General features: G+C 63.8%; 21 protein-coding genes and 1 pseudogene. 17 read left to right on the top strand and 5 right to left on the bottom strand.

What is annotated here, in order from left to right; all coding sequences use genetic code 11:
• The first annotated feature begins 104 nt into the window (after nucleotides 1-104).
• The 4 genes from gshB to ptsP all read left to right on the top strand — a co-directional run bounded on the left by gshB (nucleotide 105) and on the right by ptsP (nucleotide 4,294).
• Nucleotides 105-1,061 carry a glutathione synthase gene (gene gshB / locus QYH69_RS28770; protein WP_308835090.1) on the top strand — a complete coding sequence of 319 codons (957 nt, stop codon included), beginning with the start codon at nucleotides 105-107 and terminating at the stop codon, nucleotides 1,059-1,061.
• A gap of 282 nt (nucleotides 1,062-1,343) precedes the next feature.
• The gene (locus QYH69_RS28765) at nucleotides 1,344-1,880 is read left to right on the top strand and encodes a PTS mannose transporter subunit IIA (RefSeq protein ID WP_308835089.1); all 537 of its coding nucleotides are present in this window, start codon (nucleotides 1,344-1,346) and stop codon (nucleotides 1,878-1,880) included.
• A 116-nt stretch (nucleotides 1,881-1,996) separates the two neighbouring features.
• The gene (locus QYH69_RS28760; protein ID WP_308835088.1) at nucleotides 1,997-2,266 is read left to right on the top strand and encodes an HPr family phosphocarrier protein; all 270 of its coding nucleotides are present in this window, start codon (nucleotides 1,997-1,999) and stop codon (nucleotides 2,264-2,266) included.
• A gap of 273 nt (nucleotides 2,267-2,539) precedes the next feature.
• Nucleotides 2,540-4,294 (top strand): phosphoenolpyruvate--protein phosphotransferase, encoded by a 1,755-nt coding sequence (ptsP, locus tag QYH69_RS28755; RefSeq protein WP_308835087.1) that lies wholly within the window; start codon nucleotides 2,540-2,542, stop codon nucleotides 4,292-4,294.
• A 102-nt stretch (nucleotides 4,295-4,396) separates the two neighbouring features.
• On the opposite strand, the gene QYH69_RS28750 is transcribed toward ptsP, so the two are convergent.
• The 3 genes from QYH69_RS28750 to gpmA all read right to left on the bottom strand — a co-directional run bounded on the left by QYH69_RS28750 (nucleotide 4,397) and on the right by gpmA (nucleotide 8,113).
• Nucleotides 4,397-5,209 carry a molybdopterin-synthase adenylyltransferase MoeB gene (locus QYH69_RS28750; RefSeq protein WP_308835086.1) on the bottom strand — a complete coding sequence of 271 codons (813 nt, stop codon included), beginning with the start codon at nucleotides 5,207-5,209 and terminating at the stop codon, nucleotides 4,397-4,399.
• 198 nt (nucleotides 5,210-5,407) lie between these two features.
• A complete protein-coding gene (locus tag QYH69_RS28745; RefSeq protein ID WP_308835085.1) occupies nucleotides 5,408-7,009 on the bottom strand; it encodes a S41 family peptidase in 1,602 nt (533 codons plus the stop codon).
• Between the two features lie 357 nt (nucleotides 7,010-7,366).
• Nucleotides 7,367-8,113, bottom strand: a complete 747-nt coding sequence (gene gpmA / locus QYH69_RS28740; protein ID WP_308835084.1) for a 2,3-diphosphoglycerate-dependent phosphoglycerate mutase — start codon at nucleotides 8,111-8,113, stop codon at nucleotides 7,367-7,369.
• A gap of 151 nt (nucleotides 8,114-8,264) precedes the next feature.
• On the opposite strand from gpmA, the gene QYH69_RS28735 reads away from it, so the two are divergent.
• From QYH69_RS28735 to QYH69_RS28715, 5 genes are all read left to right on the top strand, one after another.
• Nucleotides 8,265-8,690 carry a rhodanese-like domain-containing protein gene (locus QYH69_RS28735; RefSeq protein ID WP_075155667.1) on the top strand — a complete coding sequence of 142 codons (426 nt, stop codon included), beginning with the start codon at nucleotides 8,265-8,267 and terminating at the stop codon, nucleotides 8,688-8,690.
• Nucleotides 8,687-8,950 (top strand): glutaredoxin 3, encoded by a 264-nt coding sequence (gene grxC / locus QYH69_RS28730; RefSeq protein WP_308835083.1) that lies wholly within the window; start codon nucleotides 8,687-8,689, stop codon nucleotides 8,948-8,950. The genes QYH69_RS28735 and grxC overlap by 4 nt, the downstream gene beginning before the upstream one ends.
• A gap of 376 nt (nucleotides 8,951-9,326) precedes the next feature.
• On the top strand, nucleotides 9,327-9,797 hold the full coding sequence (gene secB, locus QYH69_RS28725; protein ID WP_219798121.1) for a protein-export chaperone SecB: 471 nt from the start codon (nucleotides 9,327-9,329) through the stop codon (nucleotides 9,795-9,797).
• Between the two features lie 22 nt (nucleotides 9,798-9,819).
• A complete protein-coding gene (locus QYH69_RS28720) occupies nucleotides 9,820-10,818 on the top strand; it encodes an NAD(P)H-dependent glycerol-3-phosphate dehydrogenase (protein ID WP_308835082.1) in 999 nt (332 codons plus the stop codon).
• 67 nt (nucleotides 10,819-10,885) lie between these two features.
• On the top strand, nucleotides 10,886-11,452 hold the full coding sequence (locus QYH69_RS28715) for an O-acetyl-ADP-ribose deacetylase (RefSeq protein WP_308835081.1): 567 nt from the start codon (nucleotides 10,886-10,888) through the stop codon (nucleotides 11,450-11,452).
• Here QYH69_RS28715 and trmL read toward each other — a convergent pair.
• A complete protein-coding gene (gene trmL, locus QYH69_RS28710) occupies nucleotides 11,425-11,895 on the bottom strand; it encodes a tRNA (uridine(34)/cytosine(34)/5-carboxymethylaminomethyluridine(34)-2'-O)-methyltransferase TrmL (protein ID WP_308835080.1) in 471 nt (156 codons plus the stop codon). The two genes, QYH69_RS28715 and trmL, sit on opposite strands and share 28 nt — an antisense overlap.
• Nucleotides 11,896-11,914: 19 nt before the next feature.
• Complete coding sequence (locus tag QYH69_RS28705) at nucleotides 11,915-12,577, bottom strand: ComF family protein (protein ID WP_308835097.1); 663 nt, start codon at nucleotides 12,575-12,577, stop codon at nucleotides 11,915-11,917.
• A 373-nt stretch (nucleotides 12,578-12,950) separates the two neighbouring features.
• On the opposite strand from QYH69_RS28705, the gene QYH69_RS28700 reads away from it, so the two are divergent.
• The 8 genes and pseudogenes from QYH69_RS28700 to QYH69_RS28665 all read left to right on the top strand — a co-directional run bounded on the left by QYH69_RS28700 (nucleotide 12,951) and on the right by QYH69_RS28665 (nucleotide 20,207).
• Nucleotides 12,951-13,919 carry a methyltransferase domain-containing protein gene (locus QYH69_RS28700; RefSeq protein ID WP_308835079.1) on the top strand — a complete coding sequence of 323 codons (969 nt, stop codon included), beginning with the start codon at nucleotides 12,951-12,953 and terminating at the stop codon, nucleotides 13,917-13,919.
• A gap of 371 nt (nucleotides 13,920-14,290) precedes the next feature.
• Nucleotides 14,291-14,764: a DUF2244 domain-containing protein gene (locus QYH69_RS28695; protein WP_308835078.1), complete on the top strand. Its 474-nt coding sequence runs from the start codon at nucleotides 14,291-14,293 to the stop codon at nucleotides 14,762-14,764.
• A gap of 146 nt (nucleotides 14,765-14,910) precedes the next feature.
• Nucleotides 14,911-16,254: pseudogene (gene coxB, locus QYH69_RS28690) on the top strand (cytochrome c oxidase subunit II); the annotation flags it as partial.
• Between the two features lie 140 nt (nucleotides 16,255-16,394).
• Complete coding sequence (ctaD, locus tag QYH69_RS28685) at nucleotides 16,395-18,008, top strand: cytochrome c oxidase subunit I (RefSeq protein WP_308835077.1); 1,614 nt, start codon at nucleotides 16,395-16,397, stop codon at nucleotides 18,006-18,008.
• A 115-nt stretch (nucleotides 18,009-18,123) separates the two neighbouring features.
• Nucleotides 18,124-18,258, top strand: coding sequence for a cytochrome oxidase small assembly protein (locus QYH69_RS28680; protein WP_232243500.1), 135 nt, complete (start codon nucleotides 18,124-18,126; stop codon nucleotides 18,256-18,258).
• 42 nt (nucleotides 18,259-18,300) lie between these two features.
• A complete protein-coding gene (locus tag QYH69_RS28675; RefSeq protein WP_308835076.1) occupies nucleotides 18,301-18,897 on the top strand; it encodes a cytochrome c oxidase assembly protein in 597 nt (198 codons plus the stop codon).
• Between the two features lie 101 nt (nucleotides 18,898-18,998).
• Nucleotides 18,999-19,208, top strand: a complete 210-nt coding sequence (locus QYH69_RS28670; protein ID WP_308835075.1) for a DUF2970 domain-containing protein — start codon at nucleotides 18,999-19,001, stop codon at nucleotides 19,206-19,208.
• A gap of 141 nt (nucleotides 19,209-19,349) precedes the next feature.
• The gene (locus QYH69_RS28665; RefSeq protein WP_075155676.1) at nucleotides 19,350-20,207 is read left to right on the top strand and encodes a cytochrome c oxidase subunit 3; all 858 of its coding nucleotides are present in this window, start codon (nucleotides 19,350-19,352) and stop codon (nucleotides 20,205-20,207) included.
• Nucleotides 20,208-20,287 lie beyond the last annotated feature (80 nt).

Below are 20,287 nucleotides of genomic sequence, written 5' to 3'. Positions count from 1 at the left end.
CGGGTCTCAGTGACGTCCGGGCGGGTGCCGGCGAGCGCGCGTCTTTCCGGCCATTTCCGTGTCACGAAATCAACGCGAGCCCGCGTGGCTGCACCAGGTATTCCATGGACATTCTTTTTATCGCCGACCCGCTTTCCCGTTTCAAGATCTACAAGGACACGACGTACGCGATGATGGCGGAGGCCGCGCGCCGCGGCCATAAGCTCTACACGTGCGAGCCGCGTCATCTGGCATGGACGGGCGGGGCGGTCGAAGCGAGCGCGCAGCGCTTCGAGATCGTCGGCGACGAAGCGGATAGCCACCGCGAGCCGTGGTTCGCGGCGCAGGACGCGGCGCCGCGCGCGCTGACGAGCTTCGGCGCGGTGCTGATGCGCAAGGATCCGCCGTTCGACATGGAGTACGTGACGTCGACGTGGCTGCTCGAGCTCGCCGAACGCGCGGGCGCGCGCATCTTCAACAAGCCGCAGGCCATTCGCGACCATTCGGAGAAACTCGCGATCGGCGAGTTTCCCCAGTTCGTCGCGCCGACGCTCGTGACGCGCGACGCGGCGCGCCTGCGCGGATTCCACGCCGAGCACGGCGACGTGATCCTCAAGCCGCTGGACGGCATGGGCGGGATGGGCGTGTTCCGCGTGAAGGCCGATGGCATGAACCTCGGCTCGATCGTCGAGATGCTGAGCCACGATGGCGCGCGAACGGTGATGGCGCAGAAGTTCATCCCCGAAATCAAGGACGGCGACAAGCGCATCCTGCTGATCGGCGGCGAGGCCGTGCCTTATTCGCTCGCGCGCATTCCGCAAGGCAACGAGGTACGCGGCAACCTCGCCGCGGGCGGCCTTGGCGTGGCACGGCCGCTCACGCCGCGCGATCGCGAGATCGCCGCAACGCTCGCTCCCGTGCTTGCCGCGCGCGGCCTTCTGCTGGTCGGGCTCGACGCGATCGGCGACTGGCTCACCGAAGTCAATGTGACGAGCCCGACGTGCTTTCGCGAGATCATGGATCAGACTGGCTTCGACGTCGCCGGCATGTTCATCAATGCGTTGGAGCGCGCGGTCGGGTAGGCGTGGTTTCGGCGCGGTGCTTTCCCACCGCAGTGCGCGCGCGTCGCGAGCGGGAATCGCCTGAAGGCGCGAAAATGACGCTGTTACAATGCCCGCTCGCGCGCTGATCTGCGTGGATACCGCAGACGTTCGGTTTCCTGGACATACGTTCGGACCCTTACGACGAAACAGCGGGCAAAGCGCCGCGCGCCCGCGGCAGCGCCTGGTTCGATACCGGGCCGCCGCTTGCGGGTCACGACTTCCGGGTCACGACAGCGGGCCGTTTTCTGCAGCAAGGCTGACATGGCAGGCATTCTGATCATTGCGCACGCTCCGTTCGCCACCGCGTTACGCGAGTGTGTCGCGCATATTTACGGCGGCTTGCCCGCCCGCATCGGCGTGATCGACGTCACGCCCGATTGCGATCCCGCACAGATCGTCGCGCTCGCGCATCGCGAGATCGAACGTCTGAAGGAAGACAACGGCGCGCTCGTCATGACCGACATGTTCGGCGCGACGCCTTCGAATATCGCGGGCCGGCTCGCGGCGATACCGAACGTGCGCGTCGTCGCGGGCGTCAATCTGCCGATGCTCGTGCGCGCCGTGTGCTACCGTGCTACGCCGCTCGATACGCTCGTCGACAAGGCACTTGCGGGTGCGACGAAAGGCATCCACGCGGTTGGCCCCGCTACGCCGCCGCCCGCCGCGCCGATCGCAAGCGACGCGGACTGCATTCCGGCGATGCCGCCCGACTGCGAGCTGAATACGAATGCGGAGGGGAAAGCCGAGGCGGGGGTGGCGGCCAATACCGAAGCGAGCGGCAAGGCAGGCGGCCGATAGGATCGGCGGCGTCCGCAGGCTGTCTGTCGCACGACGTTCGCGCACGCAATGCCAACGCTACCAGCAGCACCAACAACAGCACCGACAACTTTAATAACCGCTTTTCGGATCATCAGATGCTGCAACAGGAAACCACAATCGTGAACAAGCTGGGCCTGCACGCACGCGCGTCGGCCAAGCTGACGCAACTGGCCGCGAACTTCCAGTCCGAAATCTGGATGAGCCGCAACGGCCGCCGCATCAACGCGAAAAGCATCATGGGCGTGATGATGCTTGCGGCGGGCATCGGCAGCACCGTGCTGATCGAGACCGAGGGCACCGACGAAAAAGAAGCGATGGATGCGCTGCTGAAGCTGATCGCGGACAAGTTTGGCGAAGGTCAATAGCAGGCTGCGGCGTTGTGCCCGATGTGAGAAAACGCCGCGGTCGTTCCCGCGGCGTTTTTCTTCCGGCATAACGGCGGCATGCGCGGTGTGGGACCGCAGCCGCCGCCCGAGCGCAACGGTGCGGACTTTTCGCCGGCATGATTGCGTTCCGTGTGACGGCTTTTCTGCTGCATCGCACATCACACGGGGATGCCGCGGAATCTATAATCGTGGGCGGGGTCTGAGAGCACTGCAGCGGTTTGCCGCGGCATCAAACAACTAGAGGAGGTGCGCGTGTCTTTCACGCTGCATGGAATTCCCGTGTCACGCGGTATTGCCATCGGGCGGGCCTATCTGATCGCCCCGGCCGCACTCGACGTCGACCACTATCTGATCGAACCCGCCGAAATTGAAGGCGAGATCGAACGCTTTCGCTCAGCCCAGCTCGTCGTCACCGATGAACTCAACGCATTGCGCGCCGACCTGGCCGCCGATGCGCCGACCGAGATGGGCGCGTTCATCGATGTGCACTCGATGATCCTGAACGACGCAATGCTCGTGCAGGAAACGTTCGATCTGATCCGCACGCGCCGCTACAACGTCGAATGGGCGCTGACCGAGCAGCTCGAGCGCCTGTCGCGCCATTTCGACGAAGTCGACGACGAATACCTGCGCGAGCGCAAAGCCGATATCGAGCAGGTCGTCGAGCGCGTGCTGAAGGCGCTTGCGGGCGCATCGGTGAATCTCGCGCACGGCGCGCACGGCGCCTGCGACGAGATGATCGTGGTCGCGCACGACATTGCGCCCGCCGACATGATGCAGTTCAAGACGCAGACGTTCCAGGGCTTCGTCACGGATCTCGGCGGCCGCACGTCGCATACGGCGATCGTTGCGCGCAGTCTCGGCATTCCGGCTGCGGTCGGCGTGCAGCAGGCGAGCGCGCTGATTCGCCAGGACGATCTGATCATTGTCGATGGCGATCATGGCATCGTGATCGTCGATCCCGCGCCGATCGTTCTCGAAGAATATTCGTACCGTCAAAGCGAGAAGGCGCTCGAACAGCGCAAACTGCAGCGGCTCAAGTTCTCGCCGACCAAAACACTGTGCGGCACGAACATCGAATTGTGCGCGAACATCGAATTGCCCGACGACGCGCGCGCGGCGATCGATGCGGGCGCGACCGGCGTGGGCCTGTTCCGCACCGAGTTCCTGTTCATGAACCAGAAGGACGGCCGGCTGCCCGAAGAGGAAGAGCAGTTCGATGCGTATCGCCGTGCGGTCGAACTGATGAACGGCATGCCCGTGACGATCCGCACGATCGACGTCGGCGCCGATAAGCCGCTCGAAGCGATGGGCAGCACCGGCGACGGCTACGAGACCGCGCCGAACCCCGCGCTCGGGCTGCGCGCGATTCGCTGGAGCCTGTCCGAGCCGCAGATGTTCCTCACGCAATTGCGCGCCATTCTGCGTGCGTCGGCGTTCGGCAGCGTGAAGATTCTGATTCCGATGCTCGCGCACGCGCAGGAGATCGACCAGACGCTCGACCTGATTCGCGAGGCGAAGCATCAGCTCGACGATGCGGGACTTGCGTACGATCCGAACGTGCGCGTCGGCGCAATGATCGAGATTCCGGCGGCGGCGATCGCGCTGCCGCTCTTTCTGAAGCGGCTCGATTTCCTGTCGATCGGCACGAACGATCTGATCCAGTACACGCTCGCGATCGACCGCGCCGATAATGCGGTCGCGCACCTGTACGACCCGCTGCATCCGGCCGTGCTGCATCTGATCGCGTTCACGCTGCGTGAGGCGAGGCGGGCGGGCGTGCCGGTTTCGGTATGCGGCGAGATGGCCGGCGATCCGGCGTTGACGCGGCTTCTGCTCGGGATGGGGCTGACTGAATTCTCGATGCATCCAAGCCAGTTGCTGCTCGTGAAGCAGGAGATCTTGCGCTCGAGCGTGAAGGCGCTGGAAAAGCCGGTAGCCGACGTGCTGGCGGCATTCGAGCCGGCCGAACTCGAAGCGGCGCTGAAGCGCCTCGCGCAAGCCTGATGGCCGGGCTATTCGCGTAAAGAGAGCGGTGCAGGAGCCGGTCACGCGGTGAGGGGCGGCGGTCCTGTCGATATGCGGTGCGCGGCGCCTGAGTCTGCGCTGTTAAGCCGTGCCGCGCGAAGCGCTGTCGGCGCCGGACTTAACCCCGTCCCCAACGCCGCGGCCGTGCCGCTCGCCGCACACCGCGCAATCGGGTTGCCGCGCGATTCGCATCGTCGTCCACTCCATGCGCAGCGAGTCCAGCATCATCAGGCGGCCGACGAGCGGCGTGCCAATGCCCGCGATCACGCGCAGCGCTTCGGCTGCCTGCATCGCGCCGATGATGCCGACCGTCGGCGAGAACACGCCCATCGTCGAGCACGCGACTTCCTCGAACGGCTGGTCTTCCGGGAACACGCACGCATAACACGGCGACGCGTCGTCGCGCAGATCGAACGTGCTGATCTGCCCGTCGAAGCGTAATGCCGCGCCGGAGACGAGCGGTACGCGGAGCGCGACGCACGCGCGATTGATCGCATGGCGCGTTGCGAAGTTGTCGGTGCAGTCGAGTACGACGGTCGCCGACGGCACGGCCCGAGCGAGCCATGCATCGTCGACCCGCTCGGTCACCGCGTGCACTTTCACATCGGGATTCAGGCGTGCAATCGCGTCGCGTCCCGATTCGACTTTCCTGCGGCCGACCGACGCGGTCACATGCAGAATCTGCCGCTGCAGGTTAGTCAGATCGACCGTATCGGCATCGACGAGCGTGAGTTGCCCGACGCCCGCCGCCGCCAGATACATCGCGGCCGGCGACCCCAAGCCACCCGCGCCGACGACGATTGCGTGCGCGTCGAGAAAGCGCTGCTGCGCCTCGATGCCGAGTTCGTCGACGAGGATATGGCGGGAATAGCGGAGCAGTTGTTCGTCGTTCATGGCGGGGCGCGTCGCGTTATCGCGTTACGAAGCCGCCGCGCGACGGCACGGCGGACAGCGGCAATGATCTTATTCTAGCCGCGCGCGAAATCAGGACTTCGAGTAGGGACTTGCGGATTCGGACTCGGGAAGCACGGTTTCAAACGCGTTCGGGTCTTCGCGACATGCAGCCAGCCGCGAAGACCCGTGGTTCAACCGTTACTTGCTGCTGCTCGACGTCGCACCCGCCGACGCCGGCGCGGGCGCCGCAGCACCCGGGCCCGACGCGCCCGGCGTGACCGGCAGCGCCGGCTTCACCGCGACCGGCGCCGAAGCCGATTGCGCCGGCTTGTTCTGCGCGAGACGGCGCTCCATGAGCGACTTCGATTCCACGACAGGCTTGCCTTCGAGCTTGTTGAGCCCCTGTTGCAGCATGAAGTCATCGTTCGAACCGAACTCGACCGGCTTGCGATCACGATCTTTCTGACGCTGTTCCGCCGTCTTCTTATCGTTTTGCTCTTCGAGCAGACGCAACTGATCCATGCGTTCCTGTTCGCGCTCTTCCTGCTCCTTCTTCTCGTTCGGATCCTGCGTGTTCGCCAGGTGATTCGAATAATCGACTTCACGCGTGACGAGTGCGTCGTCCGGATCGCCGTCGGCGTATTGATCGACCGCGATATCGGGGCGAATGCCCTTGTTCTGGATCGAACGGCCGCTCGGCGTGTAGTAGTACGCCGTGGTCAGACGCAGCGCCGTGTCGGCCGTCATCGGCCGCACGGTTTGCACCGAACCCTTGCCGAACGTCGTCTTGCCGACGATCAGCGCGCGATGCTGATCCTGCAGCGCGCCGGCGACGATTTCCGACGCCGAAGCCGAATACGCATTGGTCAGCACGATCATCGGCACCGTCTTGAAGATCGGCGGCAGACCTTTCAGCGGATCGCCGTCGAACGACGACAGGCGGTAATTATCGTAGGTGTCGCGATAGACCTGCTTCGAATCCGGAATCTGGCCGTTCGTAGAAACGACGACCGAATCGGGCGGCAGGAACGCGCCCGCGACGCCGACCGCGCTTTGCAGCAGCCCACCCCCGTTGTTGCGCAGATCGAGAATCAGGCCCTTCAGGTTCGGCTGCTGGCGCGCGATGTCCTGCAGCGCGGCGGCGAGATCCGGCACCGTCCGTTCCTGGAAGCTCGTAATACGGATGTAGGCGTAGCCCGGCGCGAGAATCTTCGACTTCACGCTCTTCACCTTGATGATCGCGCGCGTAACCGTCAGCGGGAAGGTGCGGTCGTCGGTCTTGCGGAAGATAGTGAGCGTGACCTTGGTGCCCGGGTCGCCGCGCATCTGCTTGACAGCCTTGTCGAGCGTCATGCCGCGCACGGGTTTGTCGTTGATGCGCGTGATCAGGTCGCCCGGACGGATGCCGGCGCGGAACGCCGGCGTGTCTTCGATCGGCGAGATCACCTTGATCAGGCCGTCTTCCTGCGAAATCTCGATGCCGAGACCCGCGAAACGGCCCTTGGTCTGTTCCTGCAGCTCTTCGTAGTCGGTCTTGTCGAGATACGACGAGTGCGGATCGAGGCTCGACACCATGCCCTTGATCGCGGCCGTCAGCAGCTTTTTATCGTCGACGGGTTCGACATATTCATGCTTGATCTGACCGAAGACTTCGGCGAAGAGCCGCAACTGGTCGAGCGGCAGGGGACTGGACGCGGGGACGGGCGTTTGCTGGGCCGAGGCGGAAAGTTGCAAGGTAGCAAAAACGCCGGTAGCAAGGCCCGCGGCGATCAGGCCGATAGTTTTCAGGTTCTTTCGCATAGAGTCTGTTGCGGTCGGAAGCGCGTGGCAGCGTGAAGGGTAAGGACGGACAAGTATAACTTCTCGACGCCGGGACGGCCGTTTGGGCGGCCGACCGGTTTTTCGACAAGGTCAGTACAGCGAGGTTCTTCGGATCGTCGCGGGCGGCAGCGCATAGTGTATGTGCGCTAACCGACACGCGGCGGTGCGTCGATACGGCGTGGCGGCTAGCGTGTTTATAGGCGAGCGCGCTTAAAGCCGTCTTAAAGCCAACTTGAAGCGGCCATCTGAATAACACGGTCTGAAGCGCGGGGCTCGAAGCAGCGTTCCTGCCGCGCAGATCCCGCCCGCGCCCCGCCGCGCGCCGTTTCCGCTCGATCAGCCCGCCTTGCCCTGATTGGCGACGGCCGCCTGCGCCTTCGCGATCGCTTCCGGATCTCCCAGATAGTAGTGTTTGATCGGCTTCAGCGCTTCGTCGAGTTCGTAGACGAGCGGCACGCCGTTCGGAATGTTCAATCCGACAATATCCTTGTCCGAGATTTCGTCCAGATATTTGACCAGCGCGCGAATCGAGTTGCCGTGCGCGGCGATCAGCACGTTGCGGCCCGATTTAATGGCCGGGGCGATCGATTCATTCCAGATCGGCATCACGCGCGCAACCGTATCCTTCAGGCACTCGGTCAGCGGCAACTGTTCGCGCGGCACCTTCGCATAGCGCGGGTCGTCGAACGGCGCGCGCGAATCGGACGGATCGAGCGCGGGCGGCGGCGTGTCGTAGCTGCGGCGCCAGATCAGCACCTGTTCGTCGCCGTACTTCTGGGCCGTCTCGGCCTTGTTCAGGCCGGAGAGCGCGCCGTAATGGCGCTCGTTGAGCCGCCACGAATGGACCACGGGCAGGTACATCAGATCCATCTGGTCCTGAACGTGCCACAGCGTGCGGATCGCGCGCTTGAGCACCGACGTGTACGCGATATCGAAGGTGTAGCCGGCGTCCTTGAGCAGGTCGCCCGCCTGTTTTGCCTCGCGAACGCCCTGCTCGGTCAGGTCGACGTCGACCCAGCCCGTGAAGCGGTTTTCCTTGTTCCACGTCGATTCGCCGTGGCGGATGAGAACGAGTTTGTACATGGTCTTGCCGGTCGGTAGTAAGGAAGCGGTGTGCGAGGCGCGGGCCGCGGCACATTCTATGCGGTCGCCATCGAGACAGGCGGTTATTTTATAATGGCCGGATTGCCCTTTTTTATTTCTCACCGTTTCTTACTTTTCCGGCAAATATTCCGTGACGTTTTTCACCGACTACTCGAACCTTGTCCTGATTGCGGCCGCCCTCATCTCCGGAGCATTGCTCCTGTGGCCGATGATCGCTCGCCGCGGCCGCGGCGGCCTGTCCGCGGCGCAAGCGACGCAGCTCATCAACCGTCGCAATGCCGTGGTGGTCGACCTGCGCCCCGCAGCGGAGTTCGCCAAAGGCCATTTGCCGTCGGCGCGCCACGTGGAGCTTGCGGAATTGCAGGCAAAGGTCGGGCAGCTCGTGAAGAACAAGAGCAACCCGGTGCTGCTGGTGTGCCAGACCGGTCAGCATTCGAACAAGGCCGCACGTATCGTGCGGGACGCAGGCTATGCCGAAGTGCATGTGCTCGAAGGCGGCGTGAACGCCTGGCAGCAAGCGGGCATGCCGGTCGTCAAACAAGGAGCAGCGAAGTGAACAAAGTGATCATGTACAGCACGCAAGTGTGCCCGTATTGCCAGATGGCCGAGCGGCTGCTGAAGTCGCGCGGCGTCGACCAGATCGAGAAGGTGCTGATCGACAAGGATCCGGCGCGTCGCCAGGAAATGATGACCCGCACGGGGCGCCGCACGGTGCCGCAGGTTTTCATCGGCGAAACACATGTCGGCGGGTACGATGATCTGTCCGCGCTCGATCGCGCAGGCGGTCTGATGCCGCTGCTCGAAGAAGTGGTCTGAGCGTTTTCGGGCATCGGCCTGCGCCGCCGGTCGCGCTGCCCGCACTTTATGGGGGCTCTGTCGGCGAAGCGGATGCTTCGAACGTATCGGCGCGGGGTCGGCTCGACCGTCTGGCGCGACCGTCCGACGCAACCATTTGGCTCAACCGCTGGCTGGCTTCAACGGACGGGTTCGGCCGCCGCTGCCTTCGCCAGGGGCTCCAACCGCTGCCACGCCCGTTCGAGCGCCCGAGCCGGCGTCACTTCGACGTCATGCGAATGTGGCCCGAACGCGAGCGCGCATACGCTCCGCCCCGGCGCAGTGTAGAAACTAGCGAACTTATAATCCGGCGGGCCGCCAAAGCCCGCCGCAACGTACCACGAGGGAGTACCGAATCATGTCCGACGAGAACAACCAGCCGTTCTTCAACATCCAGCGCATTTATCTGAAGGACATGTCGCTCGAGCAGCCGAATTCGCCGGCGATCTTTCTCGAGCAGGAAATGCCGTCGGTCGAAGTCGAAGTCGACGTGAAGGCCGAGCGACTCGCCGACACCGTGTTCGAAATTCTCGTTACCGGCACCGTCACCGCGAAGGTCAACGACAAAGTCGCGTTCCTGATCGAAGCGAAGCAAGCGGGCATTTTCGACATCCGGAACATCCCGGCCGAGCAGATCGATCCGCTCGTCGGCATCGCATGTCCGACTATTCTGTTCCCGTACCTGCGTTCGAACATCGCCGACGCGATCACGCGCGCCGGTTTCCCGCCGATCCATCTCGCCGAAATCAACTTCCAGGCGCTCTATGAGCAGCGTCTCGCGCAAATCGCCTCGCAAAACGGCGGCGCGCAAAGCGGCGCAACGCACTGACGCGCCCCGCACGGTGCCGGCCATGAAGGTCGCTGTACTGGGCGCCGGCGCATGGGGCACCGCGCTCGCCGGGCATCTGGCGACGCGGCACGACACGGTGCTGTGGGCGCGCGATGGCGCGCTTGTTGCCGAGCTTGCCTCGACGCATCAGAACGCTCGCTATCTGGCGGGCGTTGCTTTGCCTGCGGCGCTTCGTTACGAAGCCGGTCTGTCCGCGGCGCTCGATCACGCGCTTGCCGACGACGCGCTCTGCGTCGTTGCGACGCCCGTCGCGGGCTTGCGGGCGTTGCTTCGCGCGATGCACGACGCGCAGCGCGTGCCTGCGAACGTCGTGTGGCTGTGCAAAGGCTTCGAAGCCGATACGCAATTGATGCCGCATCAGGTCGTCGCACAGGAACTGGCCGGCCATCCGGGCAACGGCGTGCTGTCGGGACCGAGTTTTGCGCGCGAAGTCGCTCAGAACCTGCCGGTCGCATTGACGGTGGCGAGCGCGTCGGCCAGGTGTCGCGAACGCACGCTTGCCGCGTTTCACCATGGCGCGATGCGCATCTATACCGGCGACGACGTAGTCGGCGTCGAAGTGGGCGGCGCGGTGAAGAACGTGCTCGCGATCGCAACCGGCATTGCCGACGGATTGGGCCTCGGGCTCAACGCGCGCGCCGCATTGATCACGCGCGGGCTCGCTGAAATGACGCGCCTTGGCGTGACGCTTGGCGGTCGTGCGGAAACGTTCACGGGCCTCACGGGCCTCGGCGATCTGATCCTGACGGCGACCGGCGATTTGTCGCGCAATCGCACGGTCGGCATGCAACTCGCGTCGGGCCGCTCGCTGGCCGATATTCTCGGCGCACTCGGTCATGTGGCCGAAGGCGTGCGCTGCGCGCAAGCGGTGCTTTCGATCGCGCGCGCGCACGCGATCGACATGCCGATCACGCAGGCCGTGTGTGCGGTGCTGTTCGATGCAGTGGCGCCGCGTGACGCGGTCAGCGCATTGTTGCGCCGCGACGCGAAAGCGGAGTAGCGGCGGCGGGCGTGCCGCGTACGCCGCATACGGCTACGCCGCGAGCAACCTCGGGACGGAGGTACCCATGCTCACCATCGATCATTGCACGCTCGAAGCGCGAGTCGTCGACATCACGACGCTCGACGTCGATGCCATCGTCAACGCGGCGAATACGTCGTTGCTGGGCGGGGGCGGCGTCGACGGCGCAATTCATCGCGCGGCGGGCCGCGAGCTGTTACGCGAATGCGAAACGCTGAACGGCTGCGCGACCGGCGACGCAAAGATCACGCGCGGCTACAAGCTGCCGGCCAAACATGTCATTCACGCGGTCGGGCCCGTGTGGCATGGCGGCGGCCGGGGCGAGGCCGAACTTCTCGTGTCCTGCTACCGGCGCTCGCTCGAACTCGCGCAACACGCGCGCCTCAAAGGCATCGCTTTTCCGGCAATCAGCTGCGGCGTTTACCGCTATCCACCGGACGCCGCCGTACACATCGCCGTGTCGACCGTTATCGATACGCTGCCGCATGCGCGCAGCATCGAGCGCGTGGTCTTCGCATGCTTCGACGACGCGATGTTTCGCCGTTATGAAGCGAGGCTCGATGCGGAGCTCGCGACGCGGCGCGATCAGGCGCCGCCTTCGAAGCCGGCCTGACGCCACGCCTCGAACACGACCACGGCCACTGTATTCGACAGATTGAGACTGCGGTTGCCCGGCCGCATCGGCAAGCGCACGCGCTGCGCGGCGTCGAAGCGGCTCAATACCGCATCGGACAGCCCGCGCGTCTCCGCGCCGAATACGAACCAGTCGCCCGGGACGAACGCGTGCGAGTGGAACGGACTCGAGCCGCGCGTCGTGAACGCGAACATTCGCGCTGGGTTCGGGGCTTCGGCGGCAACCAGTGCATCCCAGTCGCGATGCACATGCATCTGCGCGTATTCGTGATAGTCGAGACCCGCGCGACGCATTTTCGCGTCGTCGAGCGGGAAGCCGAGCGGCTCGATCAGATGCAGCCGTGCGCCGGTGTTGGCACACAGGCGGATGACATTGCCGGTGTTCGGCGGGATTTCCGGCTCGACGAGTACGACGTTGAACATGGTCAGCGAATTTAGAGGGCTAGTGTTTCGGCGTACGGAACACGACGAAATTCGTCACGCGGCGCGCGCCGGCCGTTTTCAGCATATGAGCGAGCGCTTCGAGCGTGGCGCCGGTCGTCATCACATCGTCGACGAGCGCAACGTGCAGGCCCGTCACGGGTCTGGTCAGCGCAAACGCTCGCCCGACGTTTTGCCGGCGCGCGTTCAGATCGAGCCGCGATTGCGGCGCGGTCTCGACGATGCGGCGAATCAACGTCGCGTCCACCGGTACGCGCAACGCGTTAGCGAACGGCCGCGCGATTTCCCACGCCTGGTTGTAGCCGCGTTCGACGAGCCGCTTGTGCGCGAGCGGAACCGGCGCGACGACGTCGGGCCGCTGCGCGCCATCGAGTGCATCGTCGGCGAGCGTCGCAAGGCGCGACGCAAATTCGCGTGCAAGCATCAGACGCGCGCGAAACTTGAGACCTAGCGCAAGCGCATCGAGTGGCGCACGGTAATCGGCGAGCGCGAACGTCGCATCGAATGGCGGCGGCTCGGCCCGGCAGGTCGCGCATCGATAGCGCGCGACGCCGGTGCGGCTCCGTGAGCCTGTGGCTAGCGGAAACGCACAAGCCGTGCAGCGCAGACGCGCTTCGTTCCAGTACGCTGCGTCGCAACCAGCACACAACGTTTTATGCGACATATTGCCGCACAACGCGCACAGATTGGGCAGCGCGAACTGCAGGATGCGAGGTGCGACCTTCGACCCGCTCCGTTTCAACCATCGCGCGGCCGATCGTGCGACGCCAGCGAGCCGCGACAAGAACGGCCGCGCACCGTCGATCGACTTTGCGCAATGCAAAGTCCGACGAATCATGGCTGACGACTGCCGGAGAAAAGTGCTCGACTGCATGGGCTCGACTGCATACGAAGGCTACGCGCTTCGACGGATGCCAAAGTGCCTGGTAGGCGATGGTAACCGCCTGATAAGCGCCTGATGAGCGCCCGCGAGGCGCTGGCGCTGAACGGATGGAAGCGAGCGAGTATACTTCGCACTCTTCGTCAGTACGACACTCATGCCCCCCTCTTCGAGCCACACTGGCCGTCCGGCCTATGATTCGCGACGCCTGAGGCGCATTTTCGATCGCCGTGCCGCGACCTTCGGCGAGGTCGCGTTCCTGCCGCGCGAAATCGCGCAGCGCATGCGCGAGCGGCTCGACTACATCAAGGTGACGCCAGCGCACGTGCTCGACGCGGGCTGCGGCGCGGGCGACGATCTGCCGGTGCTGCGTCAGCGTTTTCCCGAGGCGCCGGTCTTCGGCGCGGATCTGTCGTGGCAGATGCTTTCGCGCGCGGTGCATCACGACGTCGGCGACACGAGCTGGCGGCGCTTCCTGCCTGCCGCGCTCGGCAAGGCGCTCGGCGCGCGCGGTCCACGCTTCGCGCAGGCGGACTTCGCCGCGCTGCCGTTTAGCGCAGGCGCGTTCGAGCTGGTCTGGTCCAACCTCGCGCTGCATTGGCATTCGCGACCCGATCTCGTTTTCCCCGAATGGCAGCGTGTGTTGAAAGTGGGTGGCCTGTTGATGTTCAGCACGCTCGGCCCGGACAGCCTGAAGGAATTGCGCGGCGCGTATGCCGAGGTCGAAGCGGCGCACGGCGGTTCGTCGCGCGCGCACGTGATCGACTTCGTCGACATGCACGATCTCGGCGACATGCTCGTCGAGAGCGGCTTCGAGATTCCCGTGATGGACCAGGAAACGCTGACGATTACCTATAAATCGCCGCAGTCGTTATTGACGGACGTGCGCCGCTGGGGCGCTTATCCGTTCGAACGCACGGCAGCGACTTCGGGCATATCCGCGCGGCGCCTGCACCACGCGCTGCTGGCCGCGCTTGAAGCGCGCCGCCGCGCGGACGGCACGATCCCGCTTACGTTCGAAGTGATTTACGGCCATGCGTGGAAGGCGGTGCCGCGCACGACCGCTGAAGGGCACGGCATCGTACGGATCGAGGACATCGGACGCGGTCCATCGAAGAACCGTTGACGAAAATGATGCGAAAGGCGGCAACGCGCGCATCCGTTATGTCGGGAATCAGCCTCGCGAAGACCCCTGGGCAAGGTGCGGCAAATCGGCGCAGAGGCTTGTCGCACATGGCTTACAGGCCGATAGACGCTTGCTTGTGGATGCCATAGAACGCGCCTATAATGCGTCAGTTTGTCGCCCGGGGTTCCCACATTTGAGCGGCAGGCGCAACGGATTGGGCACTGGGGTTTGTACCGGCGTGCATCTCGGGGTGCGCCCCGGGGTTGCCGGGGTTGTCTTGATACGGCCGGCGGTCAGAGGCAAGCGAGCGGCATGGCAGCAGCGCCAGGGTCGAGCGGTAATCGGCGGCGGGCAGTACGCGGGAGGCAGCGATGGAAGCAACCAATCTGCTGACGGGTTCTGAACCGGTCGTAAAAGACTGGCTGATGAAGCGCAACTGCGCGGTCTCGCCGCGGCAGTTCGTGTGGTTTTATATGTCGCTCGCGTCGTTCTCGCTGTTCATCGCTTTCCTGCTGGTGTTGTGTGGCGCATGGCTGGTGTTGCCGTTTACCGGCATCGAGTTGTTGGCGGTCGGCGTTGCTTTTGCGGTGTATGCGCGGCACGCGGTCGATTACGAGCGCATCAGGCTCTATCCGAACCGGCTTGTCATCGAACAGGTCAGCGCCGAAGATGTCACGCAGTTCGAGTTCAATCCGCGCTGGGTGCGGGTCGAAACGGGAGCGACGCCGCGCGACCGGATCAAGCTGGTCTCGCGTGGCGAGACGATCATGATTGGGCAGCATCTTGCGCAGTATCGGCGCGCGGAATTTGCGAACGAATTGCGCAGGTGGCTCAGACAGTGTTGACGTGACGGGTGTCGGCGAACGATTAGCGAGGCATGCGCGCCGCAGCATCAGCGTGCGCGCCGGTAAGCATCGGACGCAATCGGACGAACACTGACCGCGCCATTGAGGGGAGCGCGGAACACCTTCCTGCGGGGTCGAGGGTTTGAATGGAAATTTTGGGTAAGGAAGCTATGAAAACAATCAAGCGAGCCCTGATGGGCGTGCTGGCGGGTAGCGGGCTGCTGTTCGCCGGTGCCGCCCTTGCAGTCGGCGACAGTCCCGGCGGTCCCCGCGTGAACGAGATCAATTTCCAGCCGCCGGTGACGAAGATCGCTGCAGAGCTCTACAGCCTCCACATGTCCATGCTGGTCCTCTGTACGGTGATCTTCGTCGGCGTGTTCGGCGTGATGTTTTACTCGGTGTTCATGCACCGTAAGTCGAAAGGCCACAAGGCTGCCAATTTCCACGAAAGCACGACCGTGGAAATCATCTGGACGGTCGTTCCGTTCATCATCGTCGTGCTGATGGCGCTGCCCGCCACGAAGACCGTGGTTGCGATGAAGGACACGAGCAACGCCGACCTGACGGTCAAGGTCACGGGCTATCAGTGGAAGTGGGGTTACGACTACGTGAAGGGCCCGGGCGAAGGCATCAGCTTCCTGTCCACGCTCTCCACCCCGCGTGCCGAGGTAGACGGCCGTGAGCCGATCAGCGATACCTACCTGCAGGAAGTCGACAATCCGCTCGTCGTTCCTGTCAACAAGAAAATCCGCATCATCACCACCGCCAACGACGTCGTGCACTCGTGGTATGTGCCTGCGTTCGGCGTGAAGCAGGACGCGATTCCCGGTTTCGTGCGCGATACGTGGTTCAAGGCCGACAAGGTCGGCACGTTCCGCGGTTTCTGTACCGAGCTGTGCGGCAAGGAACACGCATTCATGCCGGTCGTCGTCACCGTGCTGTCCGACGATGACTACGCAAAGTGGGTCGACGCCGAGAAGAAGAAAATGGCGGCCGGCGCCGACGATCCGAACCGTACGTACACGCTCGCCGAACTGACCGAGCGCGGCGCGAAAGTCTATGCGGCGAACTGCGCGGTGTGCCACCAGCCGACGGGCAAGGGCGCGGGCCAGTTTCCGGCGCTCGACGGCAGCAAGATCGTCAACGGTCCGATCGCGCAGCACGTGAGCATCGTGCTGAAGGGCAAGAACGCGATGCCGTCGTGGGCGCCGACGCTGAACGACGTCGAGATCGCATCGGTCATCACCTTCGAGCGCAACTCGTGGGGCAACCACACGGGCGACATCCTGCAGCCGAAGCAGGTTGCCGATGCGCGTAACGGCAAGCTTCCGGAAGGCGGCGATCACCTGGCCGGCGGTGCGGGCGGCGCTGCGGGGGCGAGCGAGTCGGCCGCGAGCGGCGCGGCAGGTGCGAGCGATGCGGCAGCAGCAGGCAGCGAACCGGCCGGTGCGTCGGACACTGCCGGCGCGTCGGCAGCGGCGCCGGCATCGGGTGCACAATGAAGCGAAAAAACATGATGGGCGGCGCGAGCAGCGCATGGAGCAAGCGCAACGACGCCCCGCGTATTGAATCAGCCCTGCGGCCTGACATGTTGCTGTCGGCCAAGAAGTATTCGTTTTAGGAGATTGTCATGTCTAGCATCGGACACGATGTTGTCGCAGGGCACGAGCATGTGCACGGCGATCATGCGCACGGCACGCCGACCGGCTGGCGCCGCTGGCTGTTCGCGACGAACCACAAGGATATCGGCACGCTGTATCTGCTGTTCTCGTTCATCATGTTCCTGTCCGGCGGAGTGATGGCGCTTGGCATCCGCTCGGAGCTGTTCGAGCCGGGCCTGCAGATCATGCGTCCCGAGTTCTTCAACCAGTTGACCACCATGCACGGCCTGATCATGGTGTTCGGCGCGATCATGCCGGCTTTCGTCGGCTTCGCGAACTGGATGATTCCGCTGCAGATCGGCGCGTCGGACATGGCCTTCGCGCGGATGAACAACTTCAGCTTCTGGCTGCTGCCGGTTGCTGCGTGTCTGCTGGTCGGCTCGTTCTTCGTGCCCGGTGGCGCGACGGCCGCGGGCTGGACGCTGTACGCGCCGCTCTCCACGCAAATGGGCCCGGGCATGGACTTCGCGATCTTCGCGGTCCACATCATGGGTGCCTCGTCGATCATGGGCGGTATCAATATCGTCGTGACGATCCTGAATCTGCGCGCGCCCGGCATGACGCTGATGAAGATGCCGATGTTCGTGTGGACGTGGCTCATCACCGCGTATCTGCTGATCGCCGTGATGCCGGTGCTTGCGGGCGCGATCACGATGATCCTGTTCGATCGCCACTTCGGTACGTCGTTCTTCAACGCGGCAGGCGGCGGCGACCCGGTCATGTACCAGCACATCTTCTGGTTCTTCGGTCACCCCGAGGTGTACATCATGATCTTGCCGGCGTTCGGGATCGTCTCGCAGGTGATTCCGGCGTTCGCGCGCAAGCCGCTGTTCGGCTATAGCTCGATGGTCTATGCAACGGCGTCGATCGCGATCCTGTCGTTCATGGTCTGGGCGCACCACATGTTCGCGACGGGCATGCCGGTCACGGGGCAACTGTTCTTCATGTACGCCACGATGCTGATCGCCGTGCCGACGGGCGTGAAGGTGTTCAACTGGGTCGCGACGATGTGGCGCGGTTCGCTCACGTTCGAAACGCCGATGCTGTTCGCGGTCGGCTTCCTGTTCGTGTTCACGTTCGGCGGTCTGACGGGCCTGATGCTCGCGATGGCGCCGCTCGATATCCAGTACCACGGCACCTACTTCGTCGTCGCGCACTTCCACTACGTGCTGGTGGCGGGGTCGCTGTTCGGGCTCTTCGCGGGCTGGTATTACTGGTCGCCGAAATGGACCGGCTGGATGTACAACGAGACGCGCGGCAAGATCCACTTCTGGTCGTCGCTGTTCTTCTTCAACCTCGCGTTCCTGCCGATGCACTTCGTCGGTCTCGCCGGCATGCCGCGTCGTTATGCCGACTATCCGGCCCAGTTCACCGACTGGAACCAGGTGATCACGATCGGCGCGTTCGGCTTTGGCCTCGCGCAGGTTTATTTCCTGTTCGCGGTCGCGCTGCCGGCCTATCGCGGCGGCGGCGACCTCGAAAAGGCAGGCGACAAGCCGTGGGAAGGCGCGACGGGCCTCGAGTGGACGGTGCCGAGCCCGGCTCCTTTCCACACGTTCGAAAACCCGCCGACGGTCGAATAAGCGCGCCGGCGAGCGAACTCAAAACCAGGAGAAGGCGATCTCCCGGCGCGTACGCCGGCTCTGAGATCGCCGGATCGAGCAGGCAGCGATGGAAGAAGCAACCCGAAACATCGGCATGACGCGAAAACCACCGAAGAGGCGTACTCCCGAGGAAATTCGCGCAGGCACCCGGCGGCTTGGCCTGATTCTGTCTGCCATTGCGGTCGCGTTTTTCGTGGCGGCCTTTGTCAAGCAGATCTGGTTCTCGTAGCTGCTTTTTCGTAGTGGCTTGACGCTTCATTAAGGAAGTTCGATGTCGATGCATTCGCCGAACGAGGCCACTCGCTCGTTCAACCGCTCGATGCTGTTCAAGCTCGTGGTGGTGGCGTTTCTAATGTTCGGTTTCGGTTTTGCGCTGGTGCCGATGTACCGGGCGATCTGCGAGGTGACGGGCATCAACAATCTCGTGCAGCGCGATACGAGCAAGCGCGAGGCGAAGAACACGCAGGTCGACATGACGCGCACGATCTCGATCGAGTTCGATGCCAATGCGCGCGGCCCGCTGGGTTTCAAGCCGGAGCAGAGCGCTGTCGACGTGCATCCGGGCGAAGTGACGACGGTGATGTATCAGGTGACCAACGCGCAAGCGCGCGCGATCGACGCGCAGGCGATTCCGAGCTACGCGCCGCGCGAGGCCACCGAGTACTTCAGGAAGATCGAATGCTTCTGTTTTACGCAGCAGAAGCTCGCTGCACACGAGACGAAGCTGCTGCCGGTCGTGTTTGTGGTTGACCCGAAGTTGCCGAAGGACGTAAAGACGATCACGCTGTCGTACACGTTCTTCGAGTTGAATGCGCCGGCCGTGCCGGCGAAAGACAACACCGATGGGCAGGGCCCTGACCCGGCCTGACGGACATCGAGAAAAGCGGTTGAAAACCATAAGCTTCAAAAGGCGGCTGCACGGGCAGCGACAGCAAAAGCGGGAACAGCGCGACGGGAGAGACGGCGACGATGGGCGATAACGGCCGTGGACGCAGCAAGAGCAGCTTCGGCCAGTCGATGAGGGCCGTGATGTGGTCGTTTTTCGGCGTGCGCAAGCGGCGCGACCTCGAAGCGGATGCAACGCAGCTGAATCCGCTGCATGTGATTGCCGCAGCGCTGATCTGTGCCGCGGTGTTTATCGGCATCCTGATTCTCGTCGTGCACGCGGTGGTGGGTTGACGGCGATAGCTTGACGCTGGTGAATTGCGCGGGTGGATTTGAACAGGCAGGACGATTAGAGCGAAGCGGTGCGGTATCGACGCGCCGTCGGGATACAGCCGGGCAAGCCCGGAACAACTGGACTGAAGTGGAGAATCAAGAATGAGCGGCCAAAACGAGAGCCCGTACTATTTCATACCGCACCCGTCGCGGCACCCGATCAGCGCGGCGGTGGGGCTTTTGATCATGCTTTCGTCGTTTGCCTCATGGGTGAACGGCGAGCCGTGGGCGCCATATACCTCGCTGGTCGGTCTGCTCTGGTTGCTCTTTACGCTGTGGCACTGGTTCGGCGACGCGATCTCCGAATCGGAAGGCGGCATGTATGGCAAGCGCGTCGACGTGTCGTACCGCTGGAGCATGAGCTGGTTCATCTTCTCCGAAGTGATGTTCTTCGGCGCGTTTTTCGGTGCGCTGTTCTACGCGCGCGAAATCGCGATGCACCAGTTGGGCAGCCTCGACTACAAATTGATCTGGCCGGATTTCTCGGCCGTGTGGCCGAATAACGGACCGGCGGAACTCGTCTCGCACTTCAAGTCGATGACGCCGTGGCCGGTGCCGACCATCAATACCGCGCTGCTGCTGTCGTCGGGCGCGACGCTGACGGTGTCGCACCATGCGCTGCGCGACAATCATCGTAAGAAGGCGATCGTGTGGCTCGCGGCAACGATCCTGCTCGGCCTCACATTCCTGTTCTTTCAGGCTTTCGAATACTTCCACGCGTACAACGAGCTGAATCTGACGCTCGCATCGGGCGTGTACGGTTCGACGTTCTTTCTGCTGACGGGCTTCCACGGTTTCCACGTGTTCCTCGGCGGCACGATGCTGACCGTGGTGCTGGTTCGCCTGATCCGCGGCCACTTCACAGCGGACCATCACTTCGCGTTCGAAGGCGCCGCGTGGTATTGGCACTTTGTCGACGTCGTATGGCTGGGGCTGTACGTCGTTGTCTACTGGCTTTAATACGGGCTTTAATGCGGGCTGTAATGCGGCTCGGGTGCGCGCATATGTCGCGCACCACCGGAATGGCAGGACAGATAAGA

It is taken from the genome of Paraburkholderia sp. SARCC-3016 (assembly GCF_031119615.1).
Classification (GTDB): Bacteria; Pseudomonadota; Gammaproteobacteria; order Burkholderiales; family Burkholderiaceae; genus Paraburkholderia.
Note: the sequence above shows the minus strand (reverse complement) of the source record. Positions and strands in the feature narration are given on the sequence as shown.

Coding starts and splice junctions, on each gene's coding strand:
- gshB (WP_308835090.1), top strand. CDS start 105: ATGGACATTCTTTTTATCGCCGACCCGCTTTCCCGTTTCAAGATCTAC.
- QYH69_RS28680 (WP_232243500.1), top strand. CDS start 18,124: ATGACGCGAAAACCACCGAAGAGGCGTACTCCCGAGGAAATTCGCGCA.
- gpmA (WP_308835084.1), bottom strand. CDS start 8,113: ATGTACAAACTCGTTCTCATCCGCCACGGCGAATCGACGTGGAACAAG.
- QYH69_RS28665 (WP_075155676.1), top strand. CDS start 19,350: ATGAGCGGCCAAAACGAGAGCCCGTACTATTTCATACCGCACCCGTCG.
- QYH69_RS28700 (WP_308835079.1), top strand. CDS start 12,951: ATGCCCCCCTCTTCGAGCCACACTGGCCGTCCGGCCTATGATTCGCGA.
- secB (WP_219798121.1), top strand. CDS start 9,327: ATGTCCGACGAGAACAACCAGCCGTTCTTCAACATCCAGCGCATTTAT.
- QYH69_RS28750 (WP_308835086.1), bottom strand. CDS start 5,209: ATGAACGACGAACAACTGCTCCGCTATTCCCGCCATATCCTCGTCGAC.
- QYH69_RS28720 (WP_308835082.1), top strand. CDS start 9,820: ATGAAGGTCGCTGTACTGGGCGCCGGCGCATGGGGCACCGCGCTCGCC.
- QYH69_RS28670 (WP_308835075.1), top strand. CDS start 18,999: ATGGGCGATAACGGCCGTGGACGCAGCAAGAGCAGCTTCGGCCAGTCG.
- QYH69_RS28705 (WP_308835097.1), bottom strand. CDS start 12,577: ATGTCGCATAAAACGTTGTGTGCTGGTTGCGACGCAGCGTACTGGAAC.
- trmL (WP_308835080.1), bottom strand. CDS start 11,895: ATGTTCAACGTCGTACTCGTCGAGCCGGAAATCCCGCCGAACACCGGC.
- QYH69_RS28745 (WP_308835085.1), bottom strand. CDS start 7,009: ATGCGAAAGAACCTGAAAACTATCGGCCTGATCGCCGCGGGCCTTGCT.
- QYH69_RS28695 (WP_308835078.1), top strand. CDS start 14,291: ATGGAAGCAACCAATCTGCTGACGGGTTCTGAACCGGTCGTAAAAGAC.
- QYH69_RS28760 (WP_308835088.1), top strand. CDS start 1,997: ATGCTGCAACAGGAAACCACAATCGTGAACAAGCTGGGCCTGCACGCA.
- QYH69_RS28765 (WP_308835089.1), top strand. CDS start 1,344: ATGGCAGGCATTCTGATCATTGCGCACGCTCCGTTCGCCACCGCGTTA.
- QYH69_RS28715 (WP_308835081.1), top strand. CDS start 10,886: ATGCTCACCATCGATCATTGCACGCTCGAAGCGCGAGTCGTCGACATC.
- QYH69_RS28675 (WP_308835076.1), top strand. CDS start 18,301: ATGTCGATGCATTCGCCGAACGAGGCCACTCGCTCGTTCAACCGCTCG.
- ctaD (WP_308835077.1), top strand. CDS start 16,395: ATGTCTAGCATCGGACACGATGTTGTCGCAGGGCACGAGCATGTGCAC.